Raw genomic sequence first — 24569 nt, forward strand, 5'->3', positions numbered from 1 at the left:
GCCGTGGCCCTTGTCGTCGTCGGAGCCGCCGGGCGTGAACTTACTGAGACCCATCGGGTCCTCCTACGGTGCGGGTCGCTCGGCGTGATGGCGCGCTGGGTGGATGCGTCACGGGCTCCGAGCATGGATATGGACGGGCGGGAGAAGAAGCCAGGGGTCACCAAGAGCGGTGTCGGCCAGGGGAGTTGGTTGCACGGCACCGCTCTTGGCGACCCTTGGGGGCAGCAGGGTCAGACGACCATGCCGAGGAGCCTCTGCCGGATGCTCGGATCGATGTGCTGCATCGAGTCGGCGTAGCGTTTGGCCAGGTCAACCATGGACGACCAGTCCATGGCGGAGCACGGTGCGTAGTACAGGTTCTTCGGGTGGTCCTGGCGCGTGGACGGCGGCAGCCAGTCGAAGTCGGTGACCACGAGCGAGAGCCTGCGCTGGCGCACGCGGCTGGCGTTGATGTACCGCCAGATCTGCGTGTACTCCGTTCCGCCCGACACCTTAGGGATCCTGCGGAACTCCTTCCAGATCTGAGCCGTCGACTTGTTCTCCGTGCGCAGCATCACCTCCTGGGACAGGAAGTGGCTGAACGAGTTGAAGTACAGGTTGATGTTGAGCTTCTTGGCGATTCGGATGAGCATCATGACCGCCTCCTGGTAGTTCTCCTCGGAGATCGAACCGGAGGTGTCGATGTAGATGTGCAGGTCGGGCATGTACTGCACCGAGGTGATCCGGCCGGGCTTGTTGAAGTCGTCCGGGTTCCGGCGGTTGGCCTTGAGGAAGGTCGCCTTCGTCGTGCGGAAGATGTTCTGTGACTTGTTGACCTTGCCCATCCGGCGCAGCACACGGGTGATGTCCTTGAGCAGGTCGAGCTTGCTCGGCGGCTGCTTGCGGAAGGCCACCTGGGCGCTGCGGCTGCCAGGCTGGCCCGGTTGCTGCGTGGCTCCCAGGGCGGCGGCCCGGGCGGCTGCCCGGGGCAGCGACGTGAGCTTGGACAGCGACGTGTTCGAGACGACCTTCACCGGCGAAGTCAGCGACTGGTTGATGAGGTTCCACTCCCCCGTGATCTTCGCCGCGGTGGCCCGGGCATGGGCCTCGACGTTGACCAGGACGAGGGAGCGCGGGCAGAACAGCTCCCCGACCGTGAACGGCAGGACGCCGGTGTCCAGGGCGGTGTTCTGCTGGCCGGCGTGGGCCCGCTGCTGCTCGGCGTAGTTCATGAGCATGTGCACGAGCACGCGGGCGAAGGAGTGCTCATCGTTGGCGTCAGAGTCGTCCTTGCGTACCAGCAGCGACTCGGTGAGCCCCTTCAATGACAGGGCCGTGAAGTCGTTGAGCAGCTTGGTGGTGGCCGGCGGCAACGCACTGGCCATCGTCTGTGTCTGCTGGGACAGCCAGATCTTGAAGTCGTCGAAGGACGCGGAGGACTGGAACCAGAACCCGAGGGTGTCGGGGTGGAAGGTGTAGGCGATCGAGGCGAAGAAGGCGCTCTCGTCGCCGGTCCCCGCCAGCAGAGCCTTCGCGGCCGGGAGGACATCAGCCTGCGCGGTGTAGAGCACCCGCGGTGAGGGTGCGGGCATCTTGTTCTGCTGTCCGGCCTGGACGGCGAAGAGCTCGGCGACCGGCAGCGGTGTGCCCTGGTCGAAGTTGATCAGGGTCTGCCCGAGCAGCTCCTTGACGGTCTGCTCGCTGGCCACGTTCAGCGTGTCGCCGAGGCAGCTCAGGACCAGATCCGGGATGCCCCCCGTCAGATCAGCGCCCTGGGCGTCGGTGATGCTCGCCGGGGCGTTGGGGTTCAACGGCTCCAGCAGCGGGTCGATGAGGGTCTGATGGATCGCCGGCATCGGGTCGTAATCACCGGTGCACGAGATGATGTGCAGTGCGTCGAGTACGGCCGGCTTCTGGTTCGTGACGGTGATCGTCATGGGTCGTGGTCTCCTTCTGAGGACAAGGCTGCGGCAGAGCGCCGCCGACGGTGGGGAGTTGCAGCAAGGACGGCAGCCCGCCGCAGTCCCCACCACCATTGAGCGAGCGATCAGAGGAAGGCCGAGAGGACCGGCTTGGCCTGGTTGACGATCGGAGCGTCGATCTCCATGAAGGCCTCGAGGTTCTGGCGGTCGATCTGCTGGCTGGTCACCATCTCGATGAGGGTGCGGGTGTGCTCCGGCTCGATCTGGGTGATGGCCTGGGCCAGCTGCTCGATGAGGCGCGCGTTGTCCTTACTCTCCTTGAGTGCGTACAACAGCGACCCGGACTTCTCGTTGTCGGTCAGCGTCGCGATGACCGCGGCCATGTCGGTCATGGTCGCTGCGGCCTTAAGACTCTGGTAGCAGTTCGGCTTCGGGACGTTCACCCGGTTCTGCTGCACGCCGCCGGCGTTGTTCGCCAGGTCCTGGGAGATGGTGGCCACGAGCTGCGTGGTGAACATGGTGTCTCCGACGTAGGCCTCGATTGCCTCGTTCAGCAGCGAGGTCTCGCGGTCGCCGATCTGGATCGGGGTGGCCAGGTACTGCGCCAGCTGCTGCGGGTCGGCCGCGTTGAGCCACTTCGACAGGTTGTCAATGGTGCGCGGCGTGGTGAGTTGGTTCATCTCCTCGCCACCGTCGAACAGATCGGCCATCGTGACGTTGCCGTTGTCGTCGTCGTCCTGGCCGTCGACGACGATGGCCTCGGGCGTCGACTTCTGGAAGATGAGCCCGGGGTATTGCGTGAGCACCGTCTTCACCCAGGGGTTCATGTTGTCGCCGAGGACGGACATGAGGGTGGCGGCGTCGGGCTCGACGTGGAAGATCGCGAAGCGGGACAGGCTTGCCTCATCGAGCGAGGTGACGTTGCCCCTGTCGTTGCCGGCCACGACGATGCGGACGTTCTTGGGCAGCTCGACGTACCCCATGCGTCGCAGCGTGACCAGGGTCAGCGCGCCGGAGGTGACGTCGGAGGTGGTGCGGTTGATCTCGTCGAGGAAGAGGATCGGCCACTCACGCGGGTTCTTCTCGGCGTAGTCGATGCACTCCTGGATCACCTGGTGCGGGTAGAAGACCTGCTTGTAGCTCTGCGTGCCGTCGCCCTTGGTGTACAGCACCAGACGTGCACCGGTGAGGTCGGCCTTGTCGGCGAGCTGGTTGCACGGCAGCGTGAAAGCCTGCGTGCCCATGGCGTAGGCCAGGTCCTCGACGAAGCTGGACTTGCCGATGCCGGATTCGCCCATGAGAGCGGGCGTCGCGCCGACCTCAAGGGACTGCTTGATGAGGGTCGTCAGAGTGTCATTGAACTTCATATGGATGTCTTTTCTGTGCGCGGGCGAGGAAGAGAGAAAGAGAAGAGATGTCGGAGGACGGCGCTGCCGCTCTCGGCGTCGCCGAGGCTGCATAGGCCGTGAACGTCCTGTGGCGCGGGCCGCGCCGTCGGAGCCTGGCGGCCTGCACTCCGGCCATTGGTGGCGATGGAGCCCCGCTGCACATCGCCACCCGATCGCGCTCCGCGCGATCCAGCCCTGTCCCCGACCTGTGCTCGGCCCCGCCGCAGCACCCGTCACCCACCCCACCCGCTGCCAGAGGCAGCAGATGAACCAGGAGCAGAAGCAGCAGCAGGAACAGGAACAGAGCGTCAGTCAGTTGGTCGACGAGGAACGGGCCTCGCGGTCGGCCACGAGCGCAGCCGCCCGGTCGAGGAGGAAGGGCCGGCCGTTGCGCCGCTCGCTGTGCTTGGGGCGCGCAGGGATGACGTCCAGCGCCGCCTTGTAGAGCAACCACGCGGTATCGCCCATCGAGTACCCGACGCCGAGGGCGCTGTAGGCGCGCAGTTGCGTCCGCATCCAGCCGTAGAGCGACGCGAGAACCGAGAACTCCCAGCGGGACATGTCGTGGTTGAAGTCGCCGGGATCCCGGAGCTGATGGTGTGCACTGGCCAGGGTCTGCTCGACGATCGCCTGCGAGTACGGGATGTCGGGCATGTCCTCGGCGGTGTCGACAGCTGATGCTGAAGCACCGGAGCTCTCGCTGGCGTTCACGGCCAGCTGCGCGTAGAGGTCCTCGATGGAGGCGAAGGCCGGCGCGCTAGTTGCTGCGTTGACATGAGCGACGATGCGATCGGGCACCAGCTGGCGGGTGAAGGTCGACCAGTGGTCCAGGAGCAGCTCGTACCAGCCGTGTTCCTCACGCAGGACGCGCTTGCCGGCGGCCACGGGGAAGTCGTGGAAGTTCTTCGGCAGCGGCATGACGAGATGGAAGCCCTGACCGGACATCGACAGCTCCGAGTAGAGGATGTCCGGCAGCCGCAGTAGGTCTGTGGCCACACCTGATGGGCAGTCGGCCTCGATGTCGAGGACGAGCAGCCCGTCAGTCTGGGCTTGGAGGTAGAAGGCGGTGTTCGCGGCCTTCGGTATCGCCGCGGTGAGTTCGTCGAGAGTGAGCAGACAGGTCTCGTCCAGGGCGAAGGCTCCGCGTAGTGGGCCGGCGTGCTGACAGCTGGAGGTGCAGCCGGCGATCAGGTGCCGTACGTCGATCGGGGCCTTGCGCTTCGGCGGCTTGGTGGGATCGTCAGGGGTCTCTTCCCCGATCTGTCCGGAGATGGTCCATCGACAGGCACTGGCGAGGGTGCGGATCGCGGGGTTGCCGTAGAACTGCGGGAACCAGGCATGGGGGTCGGCTGGAGTCATCGTGGGACGCACGCTTTCGATCGGAGGCGTCAGGAGGGGAAGAGAAAGACAGGACCCCCGTACTCACAGATGCGAGTACGGGGGTCTCATCGATGATCGGCGGGGATCAGCCCTGGTAGGTGATCCCCGCCTGCTGAGCCTGGCCGGAGCCGTTCCAGGGGCCGGTGGCCACCGGCGCGCCCACGGGCGAACCGTTGTCCTTGAGGGAGGCGTTCTCGGCCTCCAGGCGCGCGAGCTTCTCCTCCAGGGTCTCCTGCTGGGCAGGAGCCGGAGCGGGAGCTGTGGCCGGAACAGCAACCGGAACAGGAGCAGCAGCTACGGGCACAGCCACGGCGGTCGCCGGGTCCTGAGCCTGAACCGGATCCTGCGCGGCCACGGCCACAGGTGCGGACGCCGGCTGCGGGGCCGGGAAGGACAGGCCGCCCTCCGCTTCGGTCGCCACCGGGACAACGGCGGCAGGGGCAGCACTGGCAGGAGTGGCCTGAACGGGGCGCGGCGTGCCGTTAAGCACGATGCCACGCGCAGCCAGCTCAGCCTGGTCGATGCCGCCAGCAGTGTAGTAGCGCGGCGCCTCGTGGACGATCACCTGTTCGAGGGCCAGGCCGCGGTTGCTGAAGTTCTTCGGCTTGTAGGTGCGCAGCACGAGCGTGACGTCGAGGCCCTGCGCGAGCTCCCGGCCGGACTCGTCCTGGTCGTAGGTGCCGTCGCCTTTCGGAGAAGGGATCGCGATGACCGGCAGAGTGCTGCCCTTGGAGTCGATGGAGTAGTTGGATCCGGTTTCGGGCCGCTTCGGGGAGTCGTAGCGGCGCTCGGAGACGAACTGCTCTTCGAGGGTGGGGATGTTCGGATCGGCGAACTGGACCTCGGCGTGAATGATCGTCGCGGTGGTGTGCGGCTTGCCTACGGGGTTCATGCCGTTCTTCGTCTTGCGCTCGTCGCTGGCGGCGAGCTCCGCGCCCTCGATGAGGCGGGCGAGTACGGCGAAGCCGAGCTTCCCGCGGATGAACACGTTCTTGCCCTCGGTGATCTGGCTGGCGGAGATGGAGTAGTTGGTCATGGTGGTGCGGTTCCTTCGTTCGGTCTGGCGGTCGGTGGTTCAGGGGTCCATTGGGGGGCTATCAGACAGGGTTCGGACTGCCATCCGATCTCTTATCATATCAACTTCTGTTCGGCTATGAGTAGAATGTCGATGTAGGGCCCGAATGGTTGTGCGTGTCATTCGCAGAGGGGTTGTAACAGGGATGACGGCTACGAGTCAGAGGCCAGTGGGGACAGCGTTGAAGCCGTCGGCGCAGACGAGAGCATCTGCGGGGAGCCACGCCGGCCCGACGGGCTTCGGCAACGGACCCGTCATCGCCGCCAGCGTCATGGTGGGCGGAACGGCGCTCTTCGCTGGATGGGGCCTGACGCAGCTCGCGATGTCCGACGGCGGCCTCATCCAGGCGCTGCAGGGCAATCACGCCCCGGTCGGGGCACCGGGGAATTCCGGCGAGAAGAACGCCGGAGGCGGCAGCGCCCAGCAGCCGAGCGAGGGCGGCACGGGGAAGCAGGACGAGAACGGGGCGAGTCAGGATCCGACGCCGGATCGGGGCGACAAGGACAACGGATCAGGTGCACTGGTCGAGGCGAAGGCCGCGCCGAAGGCGAAGCCCTACACCATCAAGGCAGGCGATACACTCACCGCGATCTCAGGGACAACGGGGGTGTCGATCGGCATCCCGGTCGAGACGAACAAGATCCAGAATCCGGATCTCATCTACGCGTGGACCTCGCTGCTCATCCCACCGGTGTGACGACCCGGCGCCGGGTACCGAGCCTGATTCGATGCCCTGATCGCGGTGAAGCGGCCAGGGCATCGTCGTCTTTTCAGGCAGAGGACTCTGCTACTGCGGGCCCGCAGGTCCATCAGTCGCGTGTGCAGCTGGCGCAGCTGCTCGAACTCGTCCCTCATGGACCAGATGCCATCCGGCGTGTAGCCCTGCGGGTATTCAAGCTTGTACTCAATGAGCAGCTCGATCTTCGCATCGACGAGATCGAGCGCTGTGCTCAGATCGAGGACGTCGTCCAGCGGGAGCCCGGAATCGGCGGAGGCGGTCATGCTTCGGTCCTGTGCTCTGCCACCCAGTCGCCGCTCGAGGTTGGGGGAAGGTCCTGGATGTCCAGCCAGCGGTTCATCGCTTCATCCTGGTCGGCGACGCCGTCTGCTTCTTTGTGCAGGGTCAGAAGCGTGATCCGCCCGGTGGGGACGAGGGTCGCGATCTCGAACTCGGCCGGGTCCAGACGATGGGCGACGCGGTAGAGACTTCCCTCAGGGGCCTGCCAGATCGTGGTCTCGCCGCGGTAGACGCCGGCGCGGCTGCTGTGGAACTTGACCGTTAGGTCCTTCATGCTCAGCGTTTGCTCATGGTTGCTGATCCGGGACGTCGAAGGTGCCGAAGACGAACCGCGTATGGCTCACCGCGAGGCGTCACCCGGGACCGGCGTGAGCCGGTCCACGGTATGTCTCCCCGCAAGGCACTCGGCCCGGGTTCGACGCCCGGATCAGCTGTGCTGATCCCCTCCCTTCTTGCCAAAATGCAGCACTGAAACAGCGTCAGAGACCAGAAAAGCCCGCCGTCCAGGCTGTCGGCGGGGTCATCTGAGGTGCGAGGTCATGGTCCCTCACGCCGCATCAGTGCCGTCGGACTCACCCCGGCCAAACAGGAATCCGCGGACGTCACCGTTCTTCATCATGTCCTGTAGATGCGCCAGGAACACCGCGCGCTGCGTGGCCCGGCGATCGGCTAAAGAGTCGTACTCGCGAAGTAACTTCAGGTTGACGACCCAGCCGTTCTCCCGGGAGATGGCCTGGTCAAGCTGAGAGTCCGGCACGACGTCCATGCCGGTGAAGGCGTGGTCGAACTCGGGCGCGATGTCGAGGCGTTGATTCGGCTCGTCGATGTAGAGCGTGTCGATACCAACCTGCTGGCCGGCCTTGTCGAATGCCACGAGGAACACACGGTCTGCCCTGGTGGTGTTGTCGACGTGGACCGCTGCAACGTTCGTGTCACCGATGAAGCTCGTCTGCTCGAACCGCTCGTACACGCGAGCACGAGCGTCATGGCACCACATGATGCGCCGGGCTTCGTTGAAGCCTTTGAACTCGTCAGAGTTGGACGCTTCTGGGTGGGGGTGGATCATCGGTGTGCTCCTTCATATGCGAGATCCGGGAGGTTTGCGATGCCAGGGGGGCGTATTGGCTACGACACACGCCTCGAAGCAGTGAGCCTCAGTCGTTCTTCACTGCGGCGCGGCAGGAGCAGCTGTTGGGAGCATGCTTCGCCCTTGCTGCCCGTCGCTCACTCGGGGGAAGCAGATCTTCTCCGGGCGGAAGGGCCGGCCATGGATCTGGTAAATCCGCGACCGGATCGGACGCGAGTCGGGCGTGGTCGGGTGCTAGCCGCTCAGCCCGGCTGCGCCGAGGTCCTTCGTACGGTCCGGCTGGACCCAGGGGCATCGGCGGTGAGCCGTCACTGTGATGCGCGGTGCCGGCTGGTCCGTCGCGTGCTTGGAGGTCATGCAGTTCGCCCCGTCTTTCTCGGGGGACCTTCTCTCATGAAAGTCCAGCGGCCGCGCAGTTCTCACGCCGCGCCCTTGTCTATTCTGAGCACCGCCGACGTGCTCGAACAGGCCGGTGGAAGGCCCCAGTGGTTCCTCAGATCTGCTGGTGGCGACTCTGTTGAGAGTCGTTATGCACAGGCCCTGGCAAGAGTCTGGTTTTGCTCCGGCGAGATCGGGTGCCGGGACGGTGGTTGGAGCCACCCTCTGGTGCCCGCTTCCTGGTGCATGCGGCGCGTTCGTTGCCGCTCACCGGGCCAGCTCGCCGCTGGCCCGTTCGGCTCGCCCGCGGGCGAGTTCGGCTTGTGCCTCACTCGCCCGGGGCTCGCATCGGCAACGCTAGGCATATGCTGAGGGCGATGCCATTTCGCCGGTGCACAAACTGACCATTGACACCTGTTGACATTGCACCAGTCTGCCGTGTGCCAGCGCGGAAGTGCACCTTCCTCATGATGCTCGTGTCGGGGGTGCACACGTCTCGGGTCCGCACGCGGCCCATAATGCACTTGGCGAACTTTGCGCCTCATTCGCAACACCACCCCCCGACCGACTAGTTGAGCGACAAAACGACATTCTGCTGGTGATTCTTTGTGATGTCGGGAGGGCGAGTTTACCCCCTCCTGACGAGCGGTTTCCTCGTGTCCTCCTTGGTCCGACAAGGTGTTTGTGATAGCCCTCCGATGTGATCGACCTTCCCGCCGAGCCGATGCTGGCGACGCCCGTCGAGACGTTTGCACTTTCCTTGAACTGGTTTACCGAACCGAAGTGGGACGGTTCTCCAGACACTTAAATATGTCTCACCTAAGGCTGCCGTAGCTTCGTGAGCAGTGGCCCCGTTAGAGGCGATGTCGGGTTCTTCGGAGCCGTATACACCGAGGCCCTCTGATCGACCGCTGCCAGCCGACCCGGTGCAGCAACAGCGTTCTCGGCCCTGAGCATCTGCCGATCTGGGGAGCTGAACGCTCCTCGCTCATGAGAATGCTGGACACCCGCAAGCTGGCACCGAACCACCGGTCCCAGATCGTCAGCCAGCTCCGCGAAGTCAGCCTCATGATCAGGAAGGCGGACACATGAGCACAACGCCCGTCTCACCCCGCACCGAGCAGAGCCCAAGCCAGGGTCTTCACCGGACCGTCGGTGCACAGCACCGCGTCAGTGAGCTCGAACAACGCGTCGCGCCGTCCGCACAGGCAGTCGTAGAAGACCCCTCGGAAGCGGCCGCCCAGGCTCGCACCGCGGGCGGCTTCTTGCGCCCGGTGCAGAGCGATCACCCGTGGGCCGGACGGTCTTTCTCCGCCGGTTGGGGATTGCCGGAGAAGCTGAAGGTGTTGCTGGTCGTCGCGGAGACGGTCGTGGAGGTCAGCGCGGATATCTCCCGGGATACTCGCGGCCGTCTGCGCCACCCTGTCCGGTTCGTGCGAGTGCGAGCGGACATGGCCGTCGAAGACGTGCCGCCCTTCGAGGTCCGCAGGCCGGAGGGGAGAGGGAGATGAAGACCGGGGCCCGCGCCGGGCGCTGGCGGCGACGGTCAGCCGGCGACCACGGACAAGCCCGGACGATTTGAGTGCAGATCAGGCTGGCCCGTGACGACGTGCAATGAGAACTGAAGATCGCGTACGCCGGCGAGGGTGGCCAGATCGCGCTGCATGTGACCTTCCAGGGCGCGCAGGTGGGAACGGACCGTGACCTCGGAGAGGCCGAGCGCGCGGGCTGCGGGCTCGGCATGGGTGTCGAACGTGAGCCAGGCGAGTGCCGTGGACACCAGGTCGCGTCTGTCTGCCTGGACCGGCCGGACCAGGGTCTGTGCCCAGGCGCGCACTTGGGGAGTGCCCAACAGCCATGCTAAGGACGGCGGTTGCGCACCTGTCAGCAGCGGCGAAGCGGAAACCTCACGTTGCGTGACCAGTTCCATGGCCAGGGCGACGACGATACGGTCACTGATGGAGGCGAAGTCCATGCGCAGAAGCTCGGCAGCCCGTGAGGCGCGGCGCATGACGGTGTTGCGGTGCAGGCGCAGTCGGCGGGCGGCCACCGTGTACGGGTAGGCGAGGGCGGCCGGAAGCGTCTCCCGCATGGACTCCCACTGTGTCTCGTCGCGCATCAGCGGGTTCAGCAGTCGGCGGGCCCACTGCTGGGCTTCTACCTGTGGCAGGAGACTGACGAGGTCGGAACCGCGCACGGACAGGGCCACAGAGCCCGGCTGGGAGGCGGCGAACTTCTGCGCGTTGATGGCCTCGTTGAGCGCGTCGGCGAGCAGCGTCATGGAGTAGACGCCGCTGCCGCCCAGGGAGGAGGGGGGTTCCAGGGCACCCAGCAGCCGGGTAAGTTCGGCGGAAACCTCCGTTCCGGTGTCGCCGTCGGAGCGGATCGGATGCACGATGATTATCCGCCGGTCGTCCCTCGGGTCGGGCACGACGAGGGCCTGCTGTCCGACGGATGAGCTGAAGCTGCGCGCAGCCAGGTCCCGGCGTGTTTGAGGGGTCTCCACAACGAAGACGCGGGCGGTCTTGGGTTCCAGAAGCCCGGGCGCCAGATTGGCCATGACGCGCCGGGCCTTTTCGATCTCGCTGTCCAGCAGCAGTTCGAACGCCGCGCTGCGCGCCGCGTGGGAGGCGCCCGAGGCTGCCCGGTACTCGCGGTGCGCCTGGTCCACGAGTCCCAGGAGCTTGGCCGCGTGCCGGAGCAACAGGAGGTCGGCCTCGTCGAATGGGGTTCTGCGGGCCACCGCGAGAACGGTCTCCGCTACCGAGGCCGGGGCCAGCGAGATGAGCTGGGTGTGGGGTCCGGAAAGCGCCTCGGGGAGAATGCCGTCGACGGACTGGCGGATGATGGCCTGGGCCAGTTGCTCGGCGGCGGTGGCCGGTGAGGCGGCGAGGACGCGCTCCGGCTCACTTACCAAAACCTGACAGTCCAGAACCCGGGCGAGCCAGTCCGCGATGCGCTGCATGGCCCGTGCATCGGCCAGCTGAGCTGGCAACTCTTTTACGAGTGAGCTGAGTTGTGCAGCGCGGCGCTCGGCGAACATCAGGCGGGCCTGCTGAATCTCCTCATGCATGCCTTCCCAGCGCTCGGCAGGCGCGGACGTGATCAGCAGGGCGATGCCCAGCCGGGCGGCCCGGTCCACGACGGCCGGGGGGAACGGCTGACGCGCCCCTGGAGGGGCAGTGACGGCCAGGCCAGCACTGCCGTCCTGGCTCATCCGCTGGAGCAACAGCTCGAGCACCGGGGCGATGCGGCCGCGGAGGCGGAAGGGTGACGCGCCAGTTATCAGGACGAGCGAGCCATCGGGCAGAGTCGACGGGACTCCGTCTTCCAGCAGTTGTTCCGGCGTCATCGTCACCACGCCGTTGATTTCCGTGGTCTGGGCACGCCGGGAACCGTCTTCAACGAATGTCAGTTCGAGTTCAGGCTTGTCAGTGGGCAGTGAGCCCAGGGGCGGCATGACGTGCTCCTCGGGAGTTGGGACGAGGTCGTGTAGCACTCCTGACACCGTCTGGCCGGCATGGGCGCACGGCGATCACGGCCTTATGGCTCCACTCCCGTCAACCCGCGCTGCCGACCATGGAGTCACACCCTGACACACCCGTCCGCGGAGGAGGGGGAAGCCGGGGGTGTAGAGCAGCCGTCCTCTTGAAGCGGCGCCGTGTCTGGAGTGCCGCCGTGCGGGCGAGGATCCCGGTCGAGAGTCCCCTTCCGGCACGGAGCGCGCATATCCGGCGAGGCGCCACGCGACGGCGAGGACGACCCGGCAGCCCTCCCCCGTCGGCCGCCCTTCTAGACCGAGAGCGGCGGCGGTCAAGAAGGGCGGCCGGCATGGTCGGCACTCCGCCGCGCGCACTCTGACCAGCGCGGTCACTGCTGTTGGATGCCAGCTCCATCGCCTATTCCCCCCCTGCCGGTGCAGCGCCAATCTGCAAGCACGAGCCGCAGTTCGGCAAAACCAACGCCGTATCCCCGCCGTCGCGCCAGCTCTTCGGGCCACTGGGGACCCAGCGCCCGGAAGATCATTCCCGCACTGCGGACGTCATGGTCAGTAATCAATCCACTTCACAGAGTTTCAAGGTGATCCTGCCTTGCGCCCCCGAGCATGTCAACTAAAGTACACAGCAACGAACCCAGTCCCGACTGAGCGGAAGATCGATACGTGGTGGTGTGCAGTCTTCAGCCGGACAGCTCCCGGGCCCTGTCCGGCAACTCCTGCCTGTGCTGAGGCGCAACCGCCGTCCACTGGCGGAGAGGCTCAGCGCACTGATGGCCTCCCGTCGGGATGCCAAGGGCCGCGCGTACTCGTCGCGCACCTTGTCTGCTGCCGTGTACGCACTGCCCGGCGATCACACGTCGGTGTCCCACGCTGCCATCGCCAAGCTGGCCAAGGGAGCCCAGGACAACCCGACCGTGGGAACCATCCTGGCGCTGTGCGAAGCTCTGGGCGGTGTTCCACCCGCGCACCTTCTGCCGCACGACAGCTACGGCGATCTCAAGGCCCTGGAGGCCTTCGAGGATCCTCTGCTGCGCCATGTACTGGCACTGCTGAACGGCATTCCTCCTGACGAGGTGCAGAACGTCATCGCGGACCTGGAACGCCGCCGCGATGATCTCGGCCTGGAGCCGGTGCCTGACGAGACGGCCCAAGCGCCGGGCAGGCGCCAACGGCGCCGGAGTATGGACGACGCCGCACGGTATGCGGCCGATTCACTGGAGGGGCTGTAAGTGGTCGACGGCATAGTCTTCGGGACGTGCACCGTAGCCGGATTGGTGGTCACGGTGCTCTGCACGCGGAGGGCTGTGGGCAATCCCCGCGTCTCCACCTGGGCGATCGCCCTCGCCTTTGGGGTGTGCACACTGGGCGTCCTGTGCGCCGTCCCCGCGGTGGCCGATGCGTTGCAGGACATCATGGGCGTGCACAACGTCGGCAAGCTGGTGGCTCACATTTGCGCGGTCCTGTGGTGCGCCTTCCTCCAGATCACGATGGTGGATCTGGCCTACCGGCCCGAGTATCTGAAAGCCGCGATGTTCCAGCGCGGCTTCGCCGCCGCGGTGGAACTGATAATCCTGGTGCCGCTCTTCCTGGCGACGAACCGACCCGATGTCGAGTTCACAACCGAGTACGTCGACGACCCGAAGGTCGCCGCCTACCTGCTGATCTACCTCTCCTACGTCCTGGTCACCTGCGCTGAACTCGCATTCATGTGCGGCAGGACCGCACGCCGTAACTGGGGCATCAGACCGTGGAGTGGCGTCGGCTTCGCCTTGTCCTCCGTGTCCGCGGCCCTCGGCCTGGCGTACGCGTTCTCCAAGGGCTCGTACATCATCTTCTACACCCTCGACAATCCCTGGCCGCTGAAAGCCGAGGAGGTCGTCAGCCCCACGCTAAGCGGACTGGCGGTGCTGTTCCTCTTCGGCGGCCTGACGCTCCCCATGATCGGCGCCTTGCGTGAGCGCCTTCGCGACAAGAAGGCACTGGCCGGAGACTAGCCGCCCGCCTCGGTGAGGGCGGCTAGTCTCCGGCCAGTGCCCTGGTCAGGACGAGGCCTGGGTGCCTGCGTAGCGCACCGGCAGCTCGAGTAGTGAGCGGGCGCGCAGCGAAGGCCGCCACCGAGGTTCCTTCCCGGTTAGTTCGAGGTCCTCGAACCGCTCCAGGAGCGCGGCCAGGGCGATCTCGGTTTCGGCTCGTGCCAGGGGTGCGCCCAGGCAGTAGTGGATGCCGTGGCCGAGCGCCAGGTGGCCAGTTGCGTCGCGGCTGAGGTCCAGGCGGTCCGGGTCTGGGAAGCGGTCCGGGTCGCGGTTGGCGGCGGACAAGGACAGCAGTACCGTCTCGCCCGCCGGAATCCGGACGCCGCCGATCGTCATGTCCCGGATCGGGAAGCGGCGGATGGCAAGCAGGGCCGGGCCCTCGAACCGGGCGAACTCCTCGACGGCGGCGGTAATCCGGGACGGGTCCTGCCTCAGCAGCACCATCTGGTCCGGATACTGCAACAGGGCCAGGATCGCGTTGCCAATCAGCTGGACAGTGTTCTCGTAGCCGGCGAAGAGGATGAGGAAGGCCAAGGACATCAGCTCGTCCTCGGCGAGCCGGTCGCCCTCCGTGTCCCGCACAGCGATCAAGTCGGTGAGGAGGTCGTCGGCCGGCTCGCGCCGCTTGTGGGCCATGAGCTCCGTGAAGAAGCCCAGCATGGCAGCGATGGCCTCCTTTGCGGCCTGGGGACGGTCCGGATCAGGGGCGATCAGCGCGTTCGTCCAGGCACGGAAGTCCCTCCGGTAGCTGCCCGGGATGCCAAGGAGATCGCAGATCACGGTGATCGGCAGCGGGGCCGCGTACGAAGCGATCAAGTCTGTGGTGCCATGCTCGCCGAAGGCGTCCAGGAGCTGATCGGCGGTGGCCCGGATCGGGGCGCGCAGCTGCTCGACCCGACGCTGGGTAAACGCCCGTCCGACCAGGCGACGCAGGCGCGTGTGGTCAGGAGGATCCATGTTCAGGAGATTGGCGTCCAGAGCCGGCGGCAGGGACAGCCCGCGATAACTACCCTCGCGGGCATGCGTCTTGTCCAACGACAGGAGCGGATCGGCAAGGGCGGCGCGAACGTCGTCGAACCGGGTGACGAGCCACGCAGGTTGCCCATCCGTTCCTGTGATCCGGTGCACCGGAGAGGAAGTCCGCAGCCTCTGGTAGACGTCGTATGGGCGGGTCATCAAATCCTCGGCAACATCCATGCGTCCACCCTAGGACGCTGTTCCCGCTCGGCTATCCCCCCTCGGACCTGGCGGCCGGTCTGCGGGGGGCGAGTTGATCTCGCTCTCGTAGTACGCCGCCCAGCGGGGCTTCTGGAGGTGGCGGACGGAGTTGCTGGGGATACGGCGGATGTCGGTCGGCTCGCGAAGCCTTTCGATGTTCTGGTAGCGAGGGGCACACTCACCGCAGGGCACCTTCGACTCGTCGGCGTCGGGGGTCTCGTAGTCGACGCCGTCCGGGTACTGCTCGGGGTCGGCCTCGATGACGTACTCACGGCAGCCGGGGCACCGAAGGTGGCCTTCTCGGATGATGGCCATGCGTTTCACTCCTCGTAATCGTGATCGATACGGCTGCGCTCCTGGCCCAACGGCCCAGCCAGGTCACCCATTCGAGTGACGAAGTTTTTATTCGCGGCCCTGCTTAAGGTTCACCGGACGCAGCGCGTGCTTGGCCGCGTCCTCGTGCTTGAGGGAGGCCCACCAGCCGCCGTACTCGAATCGGTGGTCGCGGACCCACAGGTGGGCCATCCCCGGCGTCACCGCGTCGACCGTGCCGACGAGGGTGACCGGCTCCTCCAGGGCCCGATCGTCGTCGCCCCAGAACCACTCGAAGCGGCGGACGGCGCCCACAGGGAGCTTGACGAAGGGCGACTCAATGTCCGTGGTGTACCGGAGATCGGTGGTGCCCCAGGGGAACTCGCGGACCGCGCCGTCGTCGTACCGGCGCAGCGAGACGGTTCGGGCCTCGGGGTCGAGGGCGATGAACTGGCCCCCGGCCTTGTCCAGCTCGTTGTCGCTGCCGCTGGGGTAAGCCACCATGTGCTTGCCGAGATATTCCAGGAGCTGGTCGGCAGACTTGGGCTTTCTGATCCACCGGTCAGCGCGAAGTGATTCCACGGGCTTGTCTCCTTTTCGTATGTGGGCACGCAAAAGGACCGGCCCCCATCTCGAGCGCAGGGGCCAGCCTTCAGTGAACCCGCACAGACAGGTTCTCGCGGCCGGCCGCTGGAGTGCCGACCGGTGAATCAGAAGGTGTTGCTGCTTCGCAGGAGCTGGGCGATCTCCATGGCCACGCCCGGGTCGTCCCACGCCCCGGGTTCGCCCTCGGTGCCCTCCTGGAGGTGCACCGTCGTCACCAGCTTGTCCAGCCGGGTGTAGGGGTGGTGGTCGACCTTTCTGGAGGCGGCCTCGAAGAGCTGGGCCGCGGCCTGGCGCACCTCGCTGTTCTCCAGCATCTGGCCGATGGGCCCGTAGATCCCCGCCAGGTGCTGCGGTGCCCGGAGTTGGTGTGTCGCCAGGGACTTCCACCCGCCCGGCACGCACATCTGGTGCGTCATGAGGTAGATCGACTCACCGATGATCGGGCGCGAGTCGGGTACCTCCTCCAAGACGGTGCGCTGCTCGCCGAGCCTGGGCGATACCGCGGGCATCGGCTCGGACTGGGCGGCAACGATCGGCCGGGAGAACTCGCCGCTGCTGTCGCGCAGGATGAGCCGGTCGCGCTCCATGCGGACGAAGGTCATCTTGTACTGCGGCGCCGGCTCGAAGACCTCGCCCTGGGCCACCGACTCGCAGTTGCACATAATGTGTGTCATATCTGCGGTCCTCTCGATTTCGGGCATGAAAGAAGCGGCCCACCGAAGGTGCTGCCGCGTGTGACGGATGTGTTCGCGGGCGGATTCAGTCGCTGGCGGGCAGCTCGGTGTGGCCCGTGGGGGTGTCGTCCGGGTGTTTGATGCACCGGTCGGTGCCCTCGACGGTTGTCTCGGTGCAGTAGCGCGGCTGGTCGGTGGTGCCGATCCGGTGGCCGCAGATGAACGAGCCCTTGGTGGGCCTCTCGTCGAGGTAGTCCAGGGGCTCGATGAACTTGGTGCCCATCTCGCGGTGCCAGTCCTGCGGGCGCTTGTACCAGGCTCCTAGGTCTCGGGAGTCGAGGGTTGCCACGGCCGTGATCCCGACCGGCCGTCCTTTGTCGTTGCGGCGGTGGTACTTGATGCGGCCGTAGTAGAACTCCGGCTGCGTGGATTCGGTCCAGACGCGTACGAACTGGCCCCCGGGAAGCTGCGCGTAGGGGCAGCGTTTGCGACGGATCAAGACGGTGCTCCAGGTGTGCTGGGGAGAATTCGGGTTGTGTCCCTGCTATTCCTGGCCGTGGAACGCTGCGCGGCATGCCATGTGCATGTCATTCCACTGTGGGCAGAAGCTCGGAGACGTCGAAGACGCAGAAGGAGCCGCTGCCATCGTCAGCAGCCCGTTCGCCCGGCAGCAGCGCGTACTCGATGGCGAACGCGCTCAGGTTCCGGGTGTACTGAATGGGGAAGTTCGGCCAGCGCGCCCGGATGAAGCCGATGGCACGTTCCTCCAACCGTCCGGTGGTGACGTTGTCGTACGCCTTGATGACCTGCGCCAGGAACTTCCGGTCGAACTCAAGGCGCAGCTGCTCCGCGGCGTTGATGGCCGCGAACACGAGGCTCTCGTCGGATTCAGGGGTCTCGTCGTTGCGCAGCTCGGTGACGACGCCGGCCAGCTCCCCGCCCGTTTCACGAGCCTCGATGTCACAGAAGTGAGCGTCATCGGCCTTGCTGAGCGCTTCGCGCCAGTCATCGCCGCTGTACTGGTAGACCGTCATTGCGTGACCTCCTCGTTTTCCTTGGTGTGGCTTAAATGCCCGGGGCGGGCAGTGCGGTGCTCTTTACTGCGTGGTCTTGAGGGAGACGTCGTACGTGGTGGAGTCGCTCTTGAATTCCGTGTGTCCGTCGATCAGCGCCTCCGCGGCCCGAGTGATGCCCTCCACGGCCGCCTCGACGGTCTCGCCCCGGAAGGAGACGGTTCCGTTCACCCACGCGTCGTGGTCCGGGTGGGGCTGGAACCCCTTGACGATCGCGTCGTAGATCTTGGTGCCGGTGTGGAACTTGAGGCATGCCCACATCCCGGTCTCCGGCTTGTCCGCTGTCCCGACCGAGATGTGCCCCACACGCACGTCGAACCGGCCGTCGTCGCGCTGATGGAGGTAGCCGATTCCACTGCCCGCCCCTCGCGTGTTGAGGTCCACGATGAAGTCACCGTCGTTGATCGGCTCCAGGGAGATCAGCACACCGTGCTCGGGCAGCAGCTCGGGGTTGAGCGAGCGCGGCCGGTCGGTGGGGTTGGTGCGCTCAGACTGCTCGGGCGCCTTGAACCAGTGCATGAACTCGGCGGCCATGTGCTCGCTCTGGAAGCCGTGCACCGCGCCCTGCCTGCCGGTGAGGCCAGCGTGCTCGGCGACCCAACCGGCCCCCTTCGTCAGATAGGTGACACCGAGGGCCTCACCGGTGTCCTTCAGACTCACCCGCAGGCGGTAGTCGTTATCGGGGTCAACCTGCTCGAACTTGAATTGCGGATGCATCCCTGGTTCTCCTACTGGTAGACGCGGGGCTGGTACTGAAGTTGGGCAATGGCACCGAAGGTGTCGCACACTGCGTCCTCGATCACGGCCAGTCGGCGCTCGCGTGTGCCCTCCAGGACCGGGAAGCGCAGAACCGCACGGATCGCACCCTCGGGGGTGTAGAGGACGACGTCCTCACGACCAGGGGTGTAGGTCGCGAAGTACGGGCTCCCGTACTTGTTGCGGTCGTAGAAGCGGAAGACGACCTGCTCGTAGCGGTCCTTCAACTCGGGGCTGATGGTCTCTGGCAGCGGACGGCCTCGGTTCTCCAATTTTTCGGCCCACCCATACGTCCCGTCGAGGGAGTGCCGCAGGCCGTACTCCCGATCGCGGAAGGTGAAGGTGGCGGCGAAGTCAGCGTCGTTCTTGATCGGTCGCCAATCCCCGATCGCCACGCCGACTTCGCGGGTGACGTACTGCCACCACCGGCTGGCCAGCTCGCCGAGCGTCGGGGACGGCCCGTCGCCGGCGGGCAGGTCGTGGCTGTTCACGGACTCCGGCCGGAAGCGGCAACCGTGCAAGCCCTTGTCCCGCCCCTGCCGGAAGTACTCCACCGACCCCAGCAGCAGGCAGTCGTGGCACACCGCCTCGTGGAAGGCGTGGTCGATGAGCCGGTGGCCGCCCACGATGGACTTGAACCGCGGCGTGGGCCGGTGGACGTGCAGCGGAACGATGCGTGCTCGCACGGGCCGCCGGACGTAGGACTCGCCACACGGTTTGCACACGGGTTCCAGGGCCTTGTCCGGGCCCAGCTCGTCGATCAGCAGCAGATGTGTCGCGGTACCTTCGCAGCGGTCGGGATCGGGGGCGGTAGAGGAGGGAAACGTGGAACAGCGCATGTCGCTTCTATGAGGGAAAGGCCGTGAATACGGCGGGTGTTGCAGCTGCACCGTCGGGCTCTGGCCGGCCGTCCGGCCGCTCAGGGCCGACCTACACGCTGCGGGTCATGCATCGGCCTCACAGCGCGGTGCGCCGATGAGGTCACCGTCGTGACCGGTGAAGCGGCAGCGTCGGCACTTCCACACGAACGCCTTCTGCTCCTTGTCGTTGAACCAGGGCGCAACCTCACGGGTGTTGACCAGCCGGTGTCCTCGAAAGATCCGCAGCCCGTCCTCGTCGCGCTTCTCGTAGGCGTCCACGCTGGGCATACGAACGCTCAGGTCGCCCGCCCGCCAGAACTCGAAGTCGGACAGCCACGCCGCGTAGGTACCTGGGTCGCGCTCGCGCAGCTCGGCGGACAGCCGCTCGAAGTCGAGGCGGCGGGCCTCCGCCTCAGCCTTAGTGATCGGCCGCAGGTACTCACCCATCGGCCCTTTGCCCTGGGGCCCGTAGTCCTTGATCGGGGCGCCTGGGGTCGACTGGTACGCCGCGACCTGGAGGTTCAGCATCACAACCTGCAACGTGGGACGCATCAGCCCACCACCTCGTAGTCCCGGAAGACCGGAGTGGACAGGACGCCGACGCGCTGGAGGAACTTCGCCAGGGAAATGGTGTGCTCCGCCAACTGGTCGCCGGCCTGCGCCGCCTCGACGTCGTCGGGGAGGTCGTACACTGGTCGTAGTCCTGCTTGATCTTCTTGATCAGGTCGGTGACGAAGCCGCGGCTGGCCGGTACGACGGCCTTCGAGCCCTCCTTGTCGACCACGAGGCCGAAGGACTCCGCGATCTGCCACGCAAAGTTGCGCCGGGCGTCTCCGCCGTCGGTCCAGTAGACGCCGTGGTCCGACTTGTAGATGCCGACGACGTACGGCTGCGCCGCGGTCGCGCGGTACGCGAGGAAGAGGATCTGGCCGTTCGGCGTCAGGAACGTCTCCTGGACGTCGTACAGCCCGTGCTTCGAGATCACCTCGAAGTTCCCGGTCTTGGTGTTGTAGTACTCGTTCGTCTTGGCGTCCCGGCGGGTCACGTCGACAGGCTCGTATGTCATGCGGTGGCCTCCCTTCCAGGAGGCGGACGGCCGAGGTGCGGACGGGCTGGCACAGGATGAAGCCGGTGTTGTATCCGACGTCGCCGTACTCGTGGTCGACTTGCTCGTAATTGACCATCACCAGGTTTTCGCGGCCGAAGGTGACCAGGTCTCCGGGCTCGATTCCGAAATGCGGGGTCCAGTGATCGGCCGCGCTGTAGGCCAGTCCCTCGTCCTGGATTTCCGCCGGACGCTGGTAGACACCTTCATGGCCGGGGCCGGCCAGCCGGTTCGGGCAGTCACCGATGACCTCGCCGGCCCCGTCGAGGATGTCGATGACGTACACCTGCAACCGGCCGGCGCGCATTTCTGCCGCGTCCTTGTCGTCCCACCAGTCGCTGTCCCTCGGGTACGCGTTCGGCTCCTCGTCGAACTGCACCCGGACCCTGATCCGAGGCGGCACCGCGGCAACCGCGGCACCGTTGCGGGCCATGTACGGCCGCCAGCGCTTGACCCGGTTCATGCGCAGGTAGGCGGTCCCGCACTCCTCGCACACGAGGTCGTGACCACGTACCGGCTCATCCGGGAATGGCGCCAGCTTGTCGTACTCCAGGACGTGCGTCGGCCGGGCCTTGCAGTCGAGCGTCGAGCACTTCTCAGGCGGCGGCAGCAGCATTCCGGTTCTCCTTCCACTTGGTGTACAGCTCGGCGGCCGGGGCTGGGACCAGCCACGGGAAGGCATCGGCCCACTCTCGGTAGGTGTCGGCGTCGGACTTGCCGAAGTACGAGTCGTCGGTCGGGCCGGTGAGCAGCTCGGGGTTCGCGCGCAGTTCCAGGATGGTGTTCTTGCTGTTGCGCTGGAACGAGAGCGCCTGGTGCCCGAGAAGGGCCAACTCGCGGGGCTTCCAGCAGCGGTTGCACAAGCGCACACGGAGGCCGGACTGCTTGTGGATTGCCATGATGTCGGCGGCATTCCATGTGAACGACGCGCAGCGCAGGCACTTGTAGTAGTAGTCGATCCATGAACCGGCGTCCGCGTTGATGATGCTGCGGTCTTCGATGATGTCGAAGTCGTCGGCTGCCGGAATCAACTGGGTCAGGGCCAGCACCTGCGTGCCCGTGTATTCGGGCGCCAGGAAGGCGGCGAACGGCTTCGCGGGCTGGCGCCGGTAGAAGTTCCCGTCCTGCTTCCTGAACTGCTCAATGGTCGCATAATGCCGCTCTGTGAAACCGTCTGCGACACCTACCTCGAAGCGCACCATATCTCCGATGGAAAACATTTCCCCTCCCGTTTATTAAGCGGCGGCCAGGTTGCTGCTCGGATCTCTACTCGTCGACCTGGATACCCCACACGTTGTCGATGAGCTTCGGGCTGTCGTCTCCGACCTCCCGGACGTACGTCTCGTATGCCTCCTGGCAGCTCGGGAATGGGTGTCCACGAGAAAGGAGCCAGCCCAGCTGTTCTGCCTGTGCTCATCGGGCAGATTCCGGTATGCCTCGGCGTCGAGATCGGTCTTCGACGTGCTGTTGGGGAATTCCTGCGAGGTCTCGATTACGAGATTCGCGTCTTCGTCCCAGTAGCCGGTCAGAAGAATCACGCGTCGTCCCCGTCCTCGGGCTGCGTATACACGCGCTGCGGCTTGGCTCCCCGGCAGTCCCAGACGGAGGAGGCGTCCAGCGACTCTGCCAGGGCCCGGAATGCCTCGGCCTCGTTCTCGGCCTCGACCGTTTCCGTGAACGCGTTGTTGCTGCTGTTGCCCTCGACTACGCCGCGGATCGTCTCCTCGGACAGATCCACGCCCACGTAGGTGACTTCGAGGCCGTCGGCGTCGTCCCAGACGCCGTCCATCGTGAACTCCCGGTACCCCCTGTTGGTTCTGCCTGGGGTTCGAGGTGCCGGTCAGCCCATGCGCTTGACGTTGAAGGTGTGCAGCCGATCGGCGGCTTCGAGGTCCGTGGCGTACGTGCCGAGGAACTCGTCACAGAAGCGGGCGTGCCACCGCCGCTCGCGGTGCCCGTCCCAGGTGTGGGTGATCTTGAACCGGCCATCGGTCGCCAGCAGCGCCATGCCGTGCGGGACGCGGATGCTGTCCACCAACTCACTGCGGTTGCCCTTGATCACGACCTTGACGTGGTGGGCGTACGTCTCCCGGGTGACCGTCCAGTGCCGGTCGTGGGGGGCCTTGCTGTAGCGCTCGGCCATGCGCAGCACCTTCACGGCCGCCTCGACGCTGACCCGGTTCGGCGTCGGGTCGACGCGGTAGCCGGTCATCATCCGGACGGGGACGAGCGGCCTGCGCGGTTCGGGGGCCGGCTCCAGATCTGCGGGCCATGCCTGCCAGCGTGTGCCCATGCGGTCCTTGAGGATCACAACCTTGATCTCGCCGTCCTCCAGGCGGACACCGTCCACCCGGTAGGGCGCCCACGCGTCACGCTGGTGCTTCCAGGTGACGCATCGATCCTGCTTGGCGATTTCGGGGGCGTATTCCATCCACCGGTCCTGCCAGAACTCGATGATCCCCTGCTTGGTGTCCCGGAAGAAGCACTTCGCCTCGAAGGCCAGCCGCTCCTCACGCGTCCAGATCTCGTCCACGAGCCGGTCGACGAATTCGACGACCAGCTTCGTGTGCGGGAGGTTCACCGGCATTCCGTCGTTCCAGTTGCACTTCTGGTACTTGTCGTCCACAGCGCGCATTCACTCCCCCTGCTGTTCGTCATCGAATGGAATCCACTGGCCCAGGTACTGCCCGAACTTATGGCCTTCGAGGAACCGGACGGAGCCGCGTTCCCCGGCCATGAGCCAGCCGATGTGCCGGGTGCCGTGCTCCTCCGTGGTCTCGACCAGCCGGTGGTAACCGATCAGCTTCCCGAGGCGGAAGAAGTCGGCCTCCTTACGGAGCGCGACCAGGTCGACGGGCGGAAACACGTCGCGTTCCAGGTGCTCGTGAATCGCGTTCGCGAGCAGTCCCATCGACTCGTACGAAGGTTCCGGCGTCTGCCAGCCACAGACGCACATACCGGCGTCTCCCTCATACGAGGGCAGCCGCTCGAACCGGTGGATGCCGGGCTCGGCACTCGCCGTGATCATCTGCTTCTTTGCCTCGCGGGCCCACTGCGCCCCGGGCAGGCCGTCGTCGAGGCCGAGTTCCGGAATTCGCGGCATATCAGGCGGCCACCTTTTCGGCGTCATAGGTGTAAGGCTTGTTCGTGGTCGAATCGGTGTAGACCCCGGCCTCGCCCCAGCCGATCGGGAAAGAGAAGGGCTCGCCGTCCTTGAAGAGCTGCACCCCGTTGACGCGGACCTGTATCTCCATGACCTTGTCGGCGACCTGCATGTGCACGCACACCTCGGACCACGGCATGGCCTTGAGAACGCGGTCGCCGACTTCCAGGTCAATTCGCTGCTGCATGGTTACCCTCCTCACTTCTGCGGCTGTCAGTCGCCAGCCCGGGGCATGGCGTTGCTGCTGCGTCCTGGACTCCGTTAGGTCAGTCGCTGACTGGCGTGCGGGTGCTGTCGATGTGCACCACGAATGCCTGACGGAATGCACCGCCCTGGAACTCACGGACCAGGACACGGAATTGCGGCCGACCTTTTCTCATGCGTGCTTTCATGTGCCGCACGCAGTACGCCGCGACGGGGTCGACTTCCTGCCCGTCACGGCGCGGCTTGAGTTCCGCGTATCGAGTCGCGGTGTCGACCCATGCGGCCGGTTGGTCACAGGTCGGCGGTACGTAGCGCTGGAACATGAAGAACCACAGCAGCCCGGCCGGCTCACCTGTCGAGGCCAGCGGGCTCACGGGTGATCACGCACACCTTGTCGTAGCAGAGCGACTCCTTCTCCCCGTCCTCGAAGACCAGGGCGAAGCCGGTCACCGGCGAGTTCGTGACCACGTCCTTCAGCCGCTTGAAGGCGAAGTTGTACATGTGCGCAGGTTGGATGATGTTGCGCGACGGGGTGTCCTGGCTGCGCCAATACGCCCGGGTCACCAACTTCCCGATCAGCTCCTCGCGGCGCAGCCACACGTCGTACGAGGTCTCGATGTACTCGTACTTCCAGCCTTCACGCTCCCCCCGCACGGTGATCTCGGCGTACTGCGTGCGCACCCGGTCGTAATGCCGGGTCTCGTCGCACGTCCGGCAGCAGCTCTCGCCGGACTCCGGGTCGGTGAAAACGCCCGCCCCTTGCAAGGAGAACAGCTCACCGGGCGTGTGCCCGCAGTCCAGCCGCTTCCCGGAAAAATCCGGAGTGAGAGGCACTTGAT

The 24569-nt window shown here is 65.9% G+C and carries 29 protein-coding genes; 4 read left to right on the forward strand and 25 right to left on the reverse strand.

Annotation, left to right across the window (positions count from 1 at the left end; genetic code table 11):
- Nucleotides 1-230: 230 nt before the first annotated feature.
- The 4 genes from ACWDZ7_RS29880 to ACWDZ7_RS29895 form a co-directional block, all read right to left on the reverse strand.
- Nucleotides 231-1916, reverse strand: coding sequence for a hypothetical protein (locus ACWDZ7_RS29880; RefSeq protein WP_451801232.1), 1686 nt, complete (start codon nt 1914-1916; stop codon nt 231-233).
- Between the two features lie 110 nt (nt 1917-2026).
- Nucleotides 2027-3268 (reverse strand): AAA family ATPase, encoded by a 1242-nt coding sequence (locus tag ACWDZ7_RS29885; protein WP_451801233.1) that lies wholly within the window; start codon nt 3266-3268, stop codon nt 2027-2029.
- Between the two features lie 333 nt (nt 3269-3601).
- Nucleotides 3602-4660 carry a hypothetical protein gene (locus ACWDZ7_RS29890; RefSeq protein ID WP_451801234.1) on the reverse strand — a complete coding sequence of 353 codons (1059 nt, stop codon included), beginning with the start codon at nt 4658-4660 and terminating at the stop codon, nt 3602-3604.
- A gap of 94 nt (nt 4661-4754) precedes the next feature.
- Entirely contained in the window at nt 4755-5705 is a 951-nt protein-coding gene (locus tag ACWDZ7_RS29895) for a hypothetical protein (protein WP_451801235.1), read from the reverse strand.
- A gap of 220 nt (nt 5706-5925) precedes the next feature.
- Between ACWDZ7_RS29895 and ACWDZ7_RS29900 the strand changes: the two genes are divergently transcribed.
- Nucleotides 5926-6441, forward strand: coding sequence for a LysM peptidoglycan-binding domain-containing protein (locus ACWDZ7_RS29900; RefSeq protein WP_451801237.1), 516 nt, complete (start codon nt 5926-5928; stop codon nt 6439-6441).
- Here the strand turns inward: ACWDZ7_RS29900 and ACWDZ7_RS29905 are convergent.
- The 3 genes from ACWDZ7_RS29905 to ACWDZ7_RS29915 form a co-directional block, all read right to left on the reverse strand.
- The gene (locus ACWDZ7_RS29905; protein ID WP_451801238.1) at nt 6405-6746 is read right to left on the reverse strand and encodes a hypothetical protein; all 342 of its coding nucleotides are present in this window, start codon (nt 6744-6746) and stop codon (nt 6405-6407) included. The genes ACWDZ7_RS29900 and ACWDZ7_RS29905 overlap by 37 nt on opposite strands.
- Nucleotides 6743-7036, reverse strand: a complete 294-nt coding sequence (locus ACWDZ7_RS29910) for a hypothetical protein (protein ID WP_451801240.1) — start codon at nt 7034-7036, stop codon at nt 6743-6745. The genes ACWDZ7_RS29905 and ACWDZ7_RS29910 overlap by 4 nt, the downstream gene beginning before the upstream one ends.
- Nucleotides 7037-7309: 273 nt before the next feature.
- On the reverse strand, nt 7310-7828 hold the full coding sequence (locus ACWDZ7_RS29915) for a hypothetical protein (protein ID WP_451801242.1): 519 nt from the start codon (nt 7826-7828) through the stop codon (nt 7310-7312).
- Between the two features lie 1487 nt (nt 7829-9315).
- On the opposite strand from ACWDZ7_RS29915, the gene ACWDZ7_RS29920 reads away from it, so the two are divergent.
- Nucleotides 9316-9738, forward strand: a complete 423-nt coding sequence (locus tag ACWDZ7_RS29920) for a hypothetical protein (RefSeq protein WP_451801341.1) — start codon at nt 9316-9318, stop codon at nt 9736-9738.
- 35 nt (nt 9739-9773) lie between these two features.
- On the opposite strand, the gene ACWDZ7_RS29925 is transcribed toward ACWDZ7_RS29920, so the two are convergent.
- Complete coding sequence (locus ACWDZ7_RS29925) at nt 9774-11687, reverse strand: helix-turn-helix domain-containing protein (RefSeq protein ID WP_451801244.1); 1914 nt, start codon at nt 11685-11687, stop codon at nt 9774-9776.
- An 869-nt stretch (nt 11688-12556) separates the two neighbouring features.
- On the opposite strand from ACWDZ7_RS29925, the gene ACWDZ7_RS29930 reads away from it, so the two are divergent.
- Nucleotides 12557-12955 (forward strand): hypothetical protein, encoded by a 399-nt coding sequence (locus ACWDZ7_RS29930; protein ID WP_451801245.1) that lies wholly within the window; start codon nt 12557-12559, stop codon nt 12953-12955.
- Nucleotides 12956-13720 (forward strand): hypothetical protein, encoded by a 765-nt coding sequence (locus ACWDZ7_RS29935; RefSeq protein ID WP_451801247.1) that lies wholly within the window; start codon nt 12956-12958, stop codon nt 13718-13720.
- Nucleotides 13721-13765: 45 nt separating this feature from the next.
- Here the strand turns inward: ACWDZ7_RS29935 and ACWDZ7_RS29940 are convergent, their stop codons facing one another.
- From ACWDZ7_RS29940 to ACWDZ7_RS30020, 17 genes are all read right to left on the reverse strand, one after another.
- Complete coding sequence (locus tag ACWDZ7_RS29940) at nt 13766-14956, reverse strand: cytochrome P450 family protein (RefSeq protein ID WP_451801248.1); 1191 nt, start codon at nt 14954-14956, stop codon at nt 13766-13768.
- 9 nt (nt 14957-14965) lie between these two features.
- The gene (locus tag ACWDZ7_RS29945) at nt 14966-15292 is read right to left on the reverse strand and encodes a hypothetical protein (RefSeq protein WP_451801250.1); all 327 of its coding nucleotides are present in this window, start codon (nt 15290-15292) and stop codon (nt 14966-14968) included.
- A gap of 87 nt (nt 15293-15379) precedes the next feature.
- On the reverse strand, nt 15380-15871 hold the full coding sequence (locus tag ACWDZ7_RS29950) for a hypothetical protein (RefSeq protein ID WP_451801251.1): 492 nt from the start codon (nt 15869-15871) through the stop codon (nt 15380-15382).
- A 128-nt stretch (nt 15872-15999) separates the two neighbouring features.
- Entirely contained in the window at nt 16000-16569 is a 570-nt protein-coding gene (locus ACWDZ7_RS29955) for a hypothetical protein (RefSeq protein WP_451801253.1), read from the reverse strand.
- Nucleotides 16570-16654: 85 nt separating this feature from the next.
- On the reverse strand, nt 16655-17068 hold the full coding sequence (locus ACWDZ7_RS29960; RefSeq protein ID WP_451801254.1) for a hypothetical protein: 414 nt from the start codon (nt 17066-17068) through the stop codon (nt 16655-16657).
- A gap of 88 nt (nt 17069-17156) precedes the next feature.
- Nucleotides 17157-17603 carry a hypothetical protein gene (locus ACWDZ7_RS29965; protein WP_451801255.1) on the reverse strand — a complete coding sequence of 149 codons (447 nt, stop codon included), beginning with the start codon at nt 17601-17603 and terminating at the stop codon, nt 17157-17159.
- 63 nt (nt 17604-17666) lie between these two features.
- Nucleotides 17667-18359 (reverse strand): hypothetical protein, encoded by a 693-nt coding sequence (locus ACWDZ7_RS29970; RefSeq protein ID WP_451801257.1) that lies wholly within the window; start codon nt 18357-18359, stop codon nt 17667-17669.
- A gap of 11 nt (nt 18360-18370) precedes the next feature.
- Entirely contained in the window at nt 18371-19237 is an 867-nt protein-coding gene (locus ACWDZ7_RS29975) for a hypothetical protein (protein ID WP_451801258.1), read from the reverse strand.
- A gap of 105 nt (nt 19238-19342) precedes the next feature.
- Nucleotides 19343-19810 carry a hypothetical protein gene (locus ACWDZ7_RS29980; RefSeq protein WP_451801260.1) on the reverse strand — a complete coding sequence of 156 codons (468 nt, stop codon included), beginning with the start codon at nt 19808-19810 and terminating at the stop codon, nt 19343-19345.
- Nucleotides 19810-20979, reverse strand: a complete 1170-nt coding sequence (locus ACWDZ7_RS29985) for a hypothetical protein (protein ID WP_451801261.1) — start codon at nt 20977-20979, stop codon at nt 19810-19812. The genes ACWDZ7_RS29980 and ACWDZ7_RS29985 overlap by 1 nt, the downstream gene beginning before the upstream one ends.
- The gene (locus ACWDZ7_RS29990; protein ID WP_451801262.1) at nt 20960-21565 is read right to left on the reverse strand and encodes a hypothetical protein; all 606 of its coding nucleotides are present in this window, start codon (nt 21563-21565) and stop codon (nt 20960-20962) included. Before ACWDZ7_RS29990 ends, ACWDZ7_RS29985 begins: the two co-directional genes overlap by 20 nt.
- Nucleotides 21566-21897: 332 nt before the next feature.
- A complete protein-coding gene (locus tag ACWDZ7_RS29995) occupies nt 21898-22152 on the reverse strand; it encodes a hypothetical protein (protein WP_451801264.1) in 255 nt (84 codons plus the stop codon).
- A 51-nt stretch (nt 22153-22203) separates the two neighbouring features.
- On the reverse strand, nt 22204-22998 hold the full coding sequence (locus ACWDZ7_RS30000; protein ID WP_451801266.1) for a hypothetical protein: 795 nt from the start codon (nt 22996-22998) through the stop codon (nt 22204-22206).
- On the reverse strand, nt 22999-23466 hold the full coding sequence (locus ACWDZ7_RS30005) for a hypothetical protein (protein ID WP_451801267.1): 468 nt from the start codon (nt 23464-23466) through the stop codon (nt 22999-23001).
- Between the two features lies 1 nt (nt 23467).
- Nucleotides 23468-23713 carry a hypothetical protein gene (locus ACWDZ7_RS30010; RefSeq protein WP_451801268.1) on the reverse strand — a complete coding sequence of 82 codons (246 nt, stop codon included), beginning with the start codon at nt 23711-23713 and terminating at the stop codon, nt 23468-23470.
- Nucleotides 23714-23792: 79 nt separating this feature from the next.
- Nucleotides 23793-24104, reverse strand: coding sequence for a hypothetical protein (locus ACWDZ7_RS30015; RefSeq protein ID WP_451801270.1), 312 nt, complete (start codon nt 24102-24104; stop codon nt 23793-23795).
- Complete coding sequence (locus ACWDZ7_RS30020; RefSeq protein ID WP_451801272.1) at nt 24079-24564, reverse strand: hypothetical protein; 486 nt, start codon at nt 24562-24564, stop codon at nt 24079-24081. Before ACWDZ7_RS30020 ends, ACWDZ7_RS30015 begins: the two co-directional genes overlap by 26 nt.
- Nucleotides 24565-24569 lie beyond the last annotated feature (5 nt).

Source organism: Streptomyces sp. NPDC003032 (assembly GCF_053591415.1).

What these genes read in the sequence shown, in the direction of transcription:
- ACWDZ7_RS29910 (WP_451801240.1), bottom strand. Translation starts at nt 7,036, where the DNA reads ATGAAGGACCTAACGGTCAAGTTCCACAGCAGCCGCGCCGGCGTCTAC.
- ACWDZ7_RS29945 (WP_451801250.1), bottom strand. Translation starts at nt 15,292, where the DNA reads ATGGCCATCATCCGAGAAGGCCACCTTCGGTGCCCCGGCTGCCGTGAG.
- ACWDZ7_RS29915 (WP_451801242.1), bottom strand. Translation starts at nt 7,828, where the DNA reads ATGATCCACCCCCACCCAGAAGCGTCCAACTCTGACGAGTTCAAAGGC.
- ACWDZ7_RS29980 (WP_451801260.1), bottom strand. Translation starts at nt 19,810, where the DNA reads ATGCGTCCCACGTTGCAGGTTGTGATGCTGAACCTCCAGGTCGCGGCG.
- ACWDZ7_RS29925 (WP_451801244.1), bottom strand. Translation starts at nt 11,687, where the DNA reads ATGCCGCCCCTGGGCTCACTGCCCACTGACAAGCCTGAACTCGAACTG.
- ACWDZ7_RS29895 (WP_451801235.1), bottom strand. Translation starts at nt 5,705, where the DNA reads ATGACCAACTACTCCATCTCCGCCAGCCAGATCACCGAGGGCAAGAAC.
- ACWDZ7_RS30005 (WP_451801267.1), bottom strand. Translation starts at nt 23,466, where the DNA reads ATGCCGCGAATTCCGGAACTCGGCCTCGACGACGGCCTGCCCGGGGCG.
- ACWDZ7_RS29985 (WP_451801261.1), bottom strand. Translation starts at nt 20,979, where the DNA reads ATGCTGCTGCCGCCGCCTGAGAAGTGCTCGACGCTCGACTGCAAGGCC.
- ACWDZ7_RS29995 (WP_451801264.1), bottom strand. Translation starts at nt 22,152, where the DNA reads ATGGACGGCGTCTGGGACGACGCCGACGGCCTCGAAGTCACCTACGTG.
- ACWDZ7_RS29990 (WP_451801262.1), bottom strand. Translation starts at nt 21,565, where the DNA reads ATGGTGCGCTTCGAGGTAGGTGTCGCAGACGGTTTCACAGAGCGGCAT.
- ACWDZ7_RS30010 (WP_451801268.1), bottom strand. Translation starts at nt 23,713, where the DNA reads ATGCAGCAGCGAATTGACCTGGAAGTCGGCGACCGCGTTCTCAAGGCC.
- ACWDZ7_RS29940 (WP_451801248.1), bottom strand. Translation starts at nt 14,956, where the DNA reads ATGGATGTTGCCGAGGATTTGATGACCCGCCCATACGACGTCTACCAG.
- ACWDZ7_RS29975 (WP_451801258.1), bottom strand. Translation starts at nt 19,237, where the DNA reads ATGCGCTGTTCCACGTTTCCCTCCTCTACCGCCCCCGATCCCGACCGC.
- ACWDZ7_RS30000 (WP_451801266.1), bottom strand. Translation starts at nt 22,998, where the DNA reads ATGCGCGCTGTGGACGACAAGTACCAGAAGTGCAACTGGAACGACGGA.
- ACWDZ7_RS29880 (WP_451801232.1), bottom strand. Translation starts at nt 1,916, where the DNA reads ATGACGATCACCGTCACGAACCAGAAGCCGGCCGTACTCGACGCACTG.
- ACWDZ7_RS29970 (WP_451801257.1), bottom strand. Translation starts at nt 18,359, where the DNA reads ATGCATCCGCAATTCAAGTTCGAGCAGGTTGACCCCGATAACGACTAC.
- ACWDZ7_RS29920 (WP_451801341.1), top strand. Translation starts at nt 9,316, where the DNA reads ATGAGCACAACGCCCGTCTCACCCCGCACCGAGCAGAGCCCAAGCCAG.
- ACWDZ7_RS29905 (WP_451801238.1), bottom strand. Translation starts at nt 6,746, where the DNA reads ATGACCGCCTCCGCCGATTCCGGGCTCCCGCTGGACGACGTCCTCGAT.
- ACWDZ7_RS29885 (WP_451801233.1), bottom strand. Translation starts at nt 3,268, where the DNA reads ATGAAGTTCAATGACACTCTGACGACCCTCATCAAGCAGTCCCTTGAG.
- ACWDZ7_RS29955 (WP_451801253.1), bottom strand. Translation starts at nt 16,569, where the DNA reads ATGACACACATTATGTGCAACTGCGAGTCGGTGGCCCAGGGCGAGGTC.
- ACWDZ7_RS29965 (WP_451801255.1), bottom strand. Translation starts at nt 17,603, where the DNA reads ATGACGGTCTACCAGTACAGCGGCGATGACTGGCGCGAAGCGCTCAGC.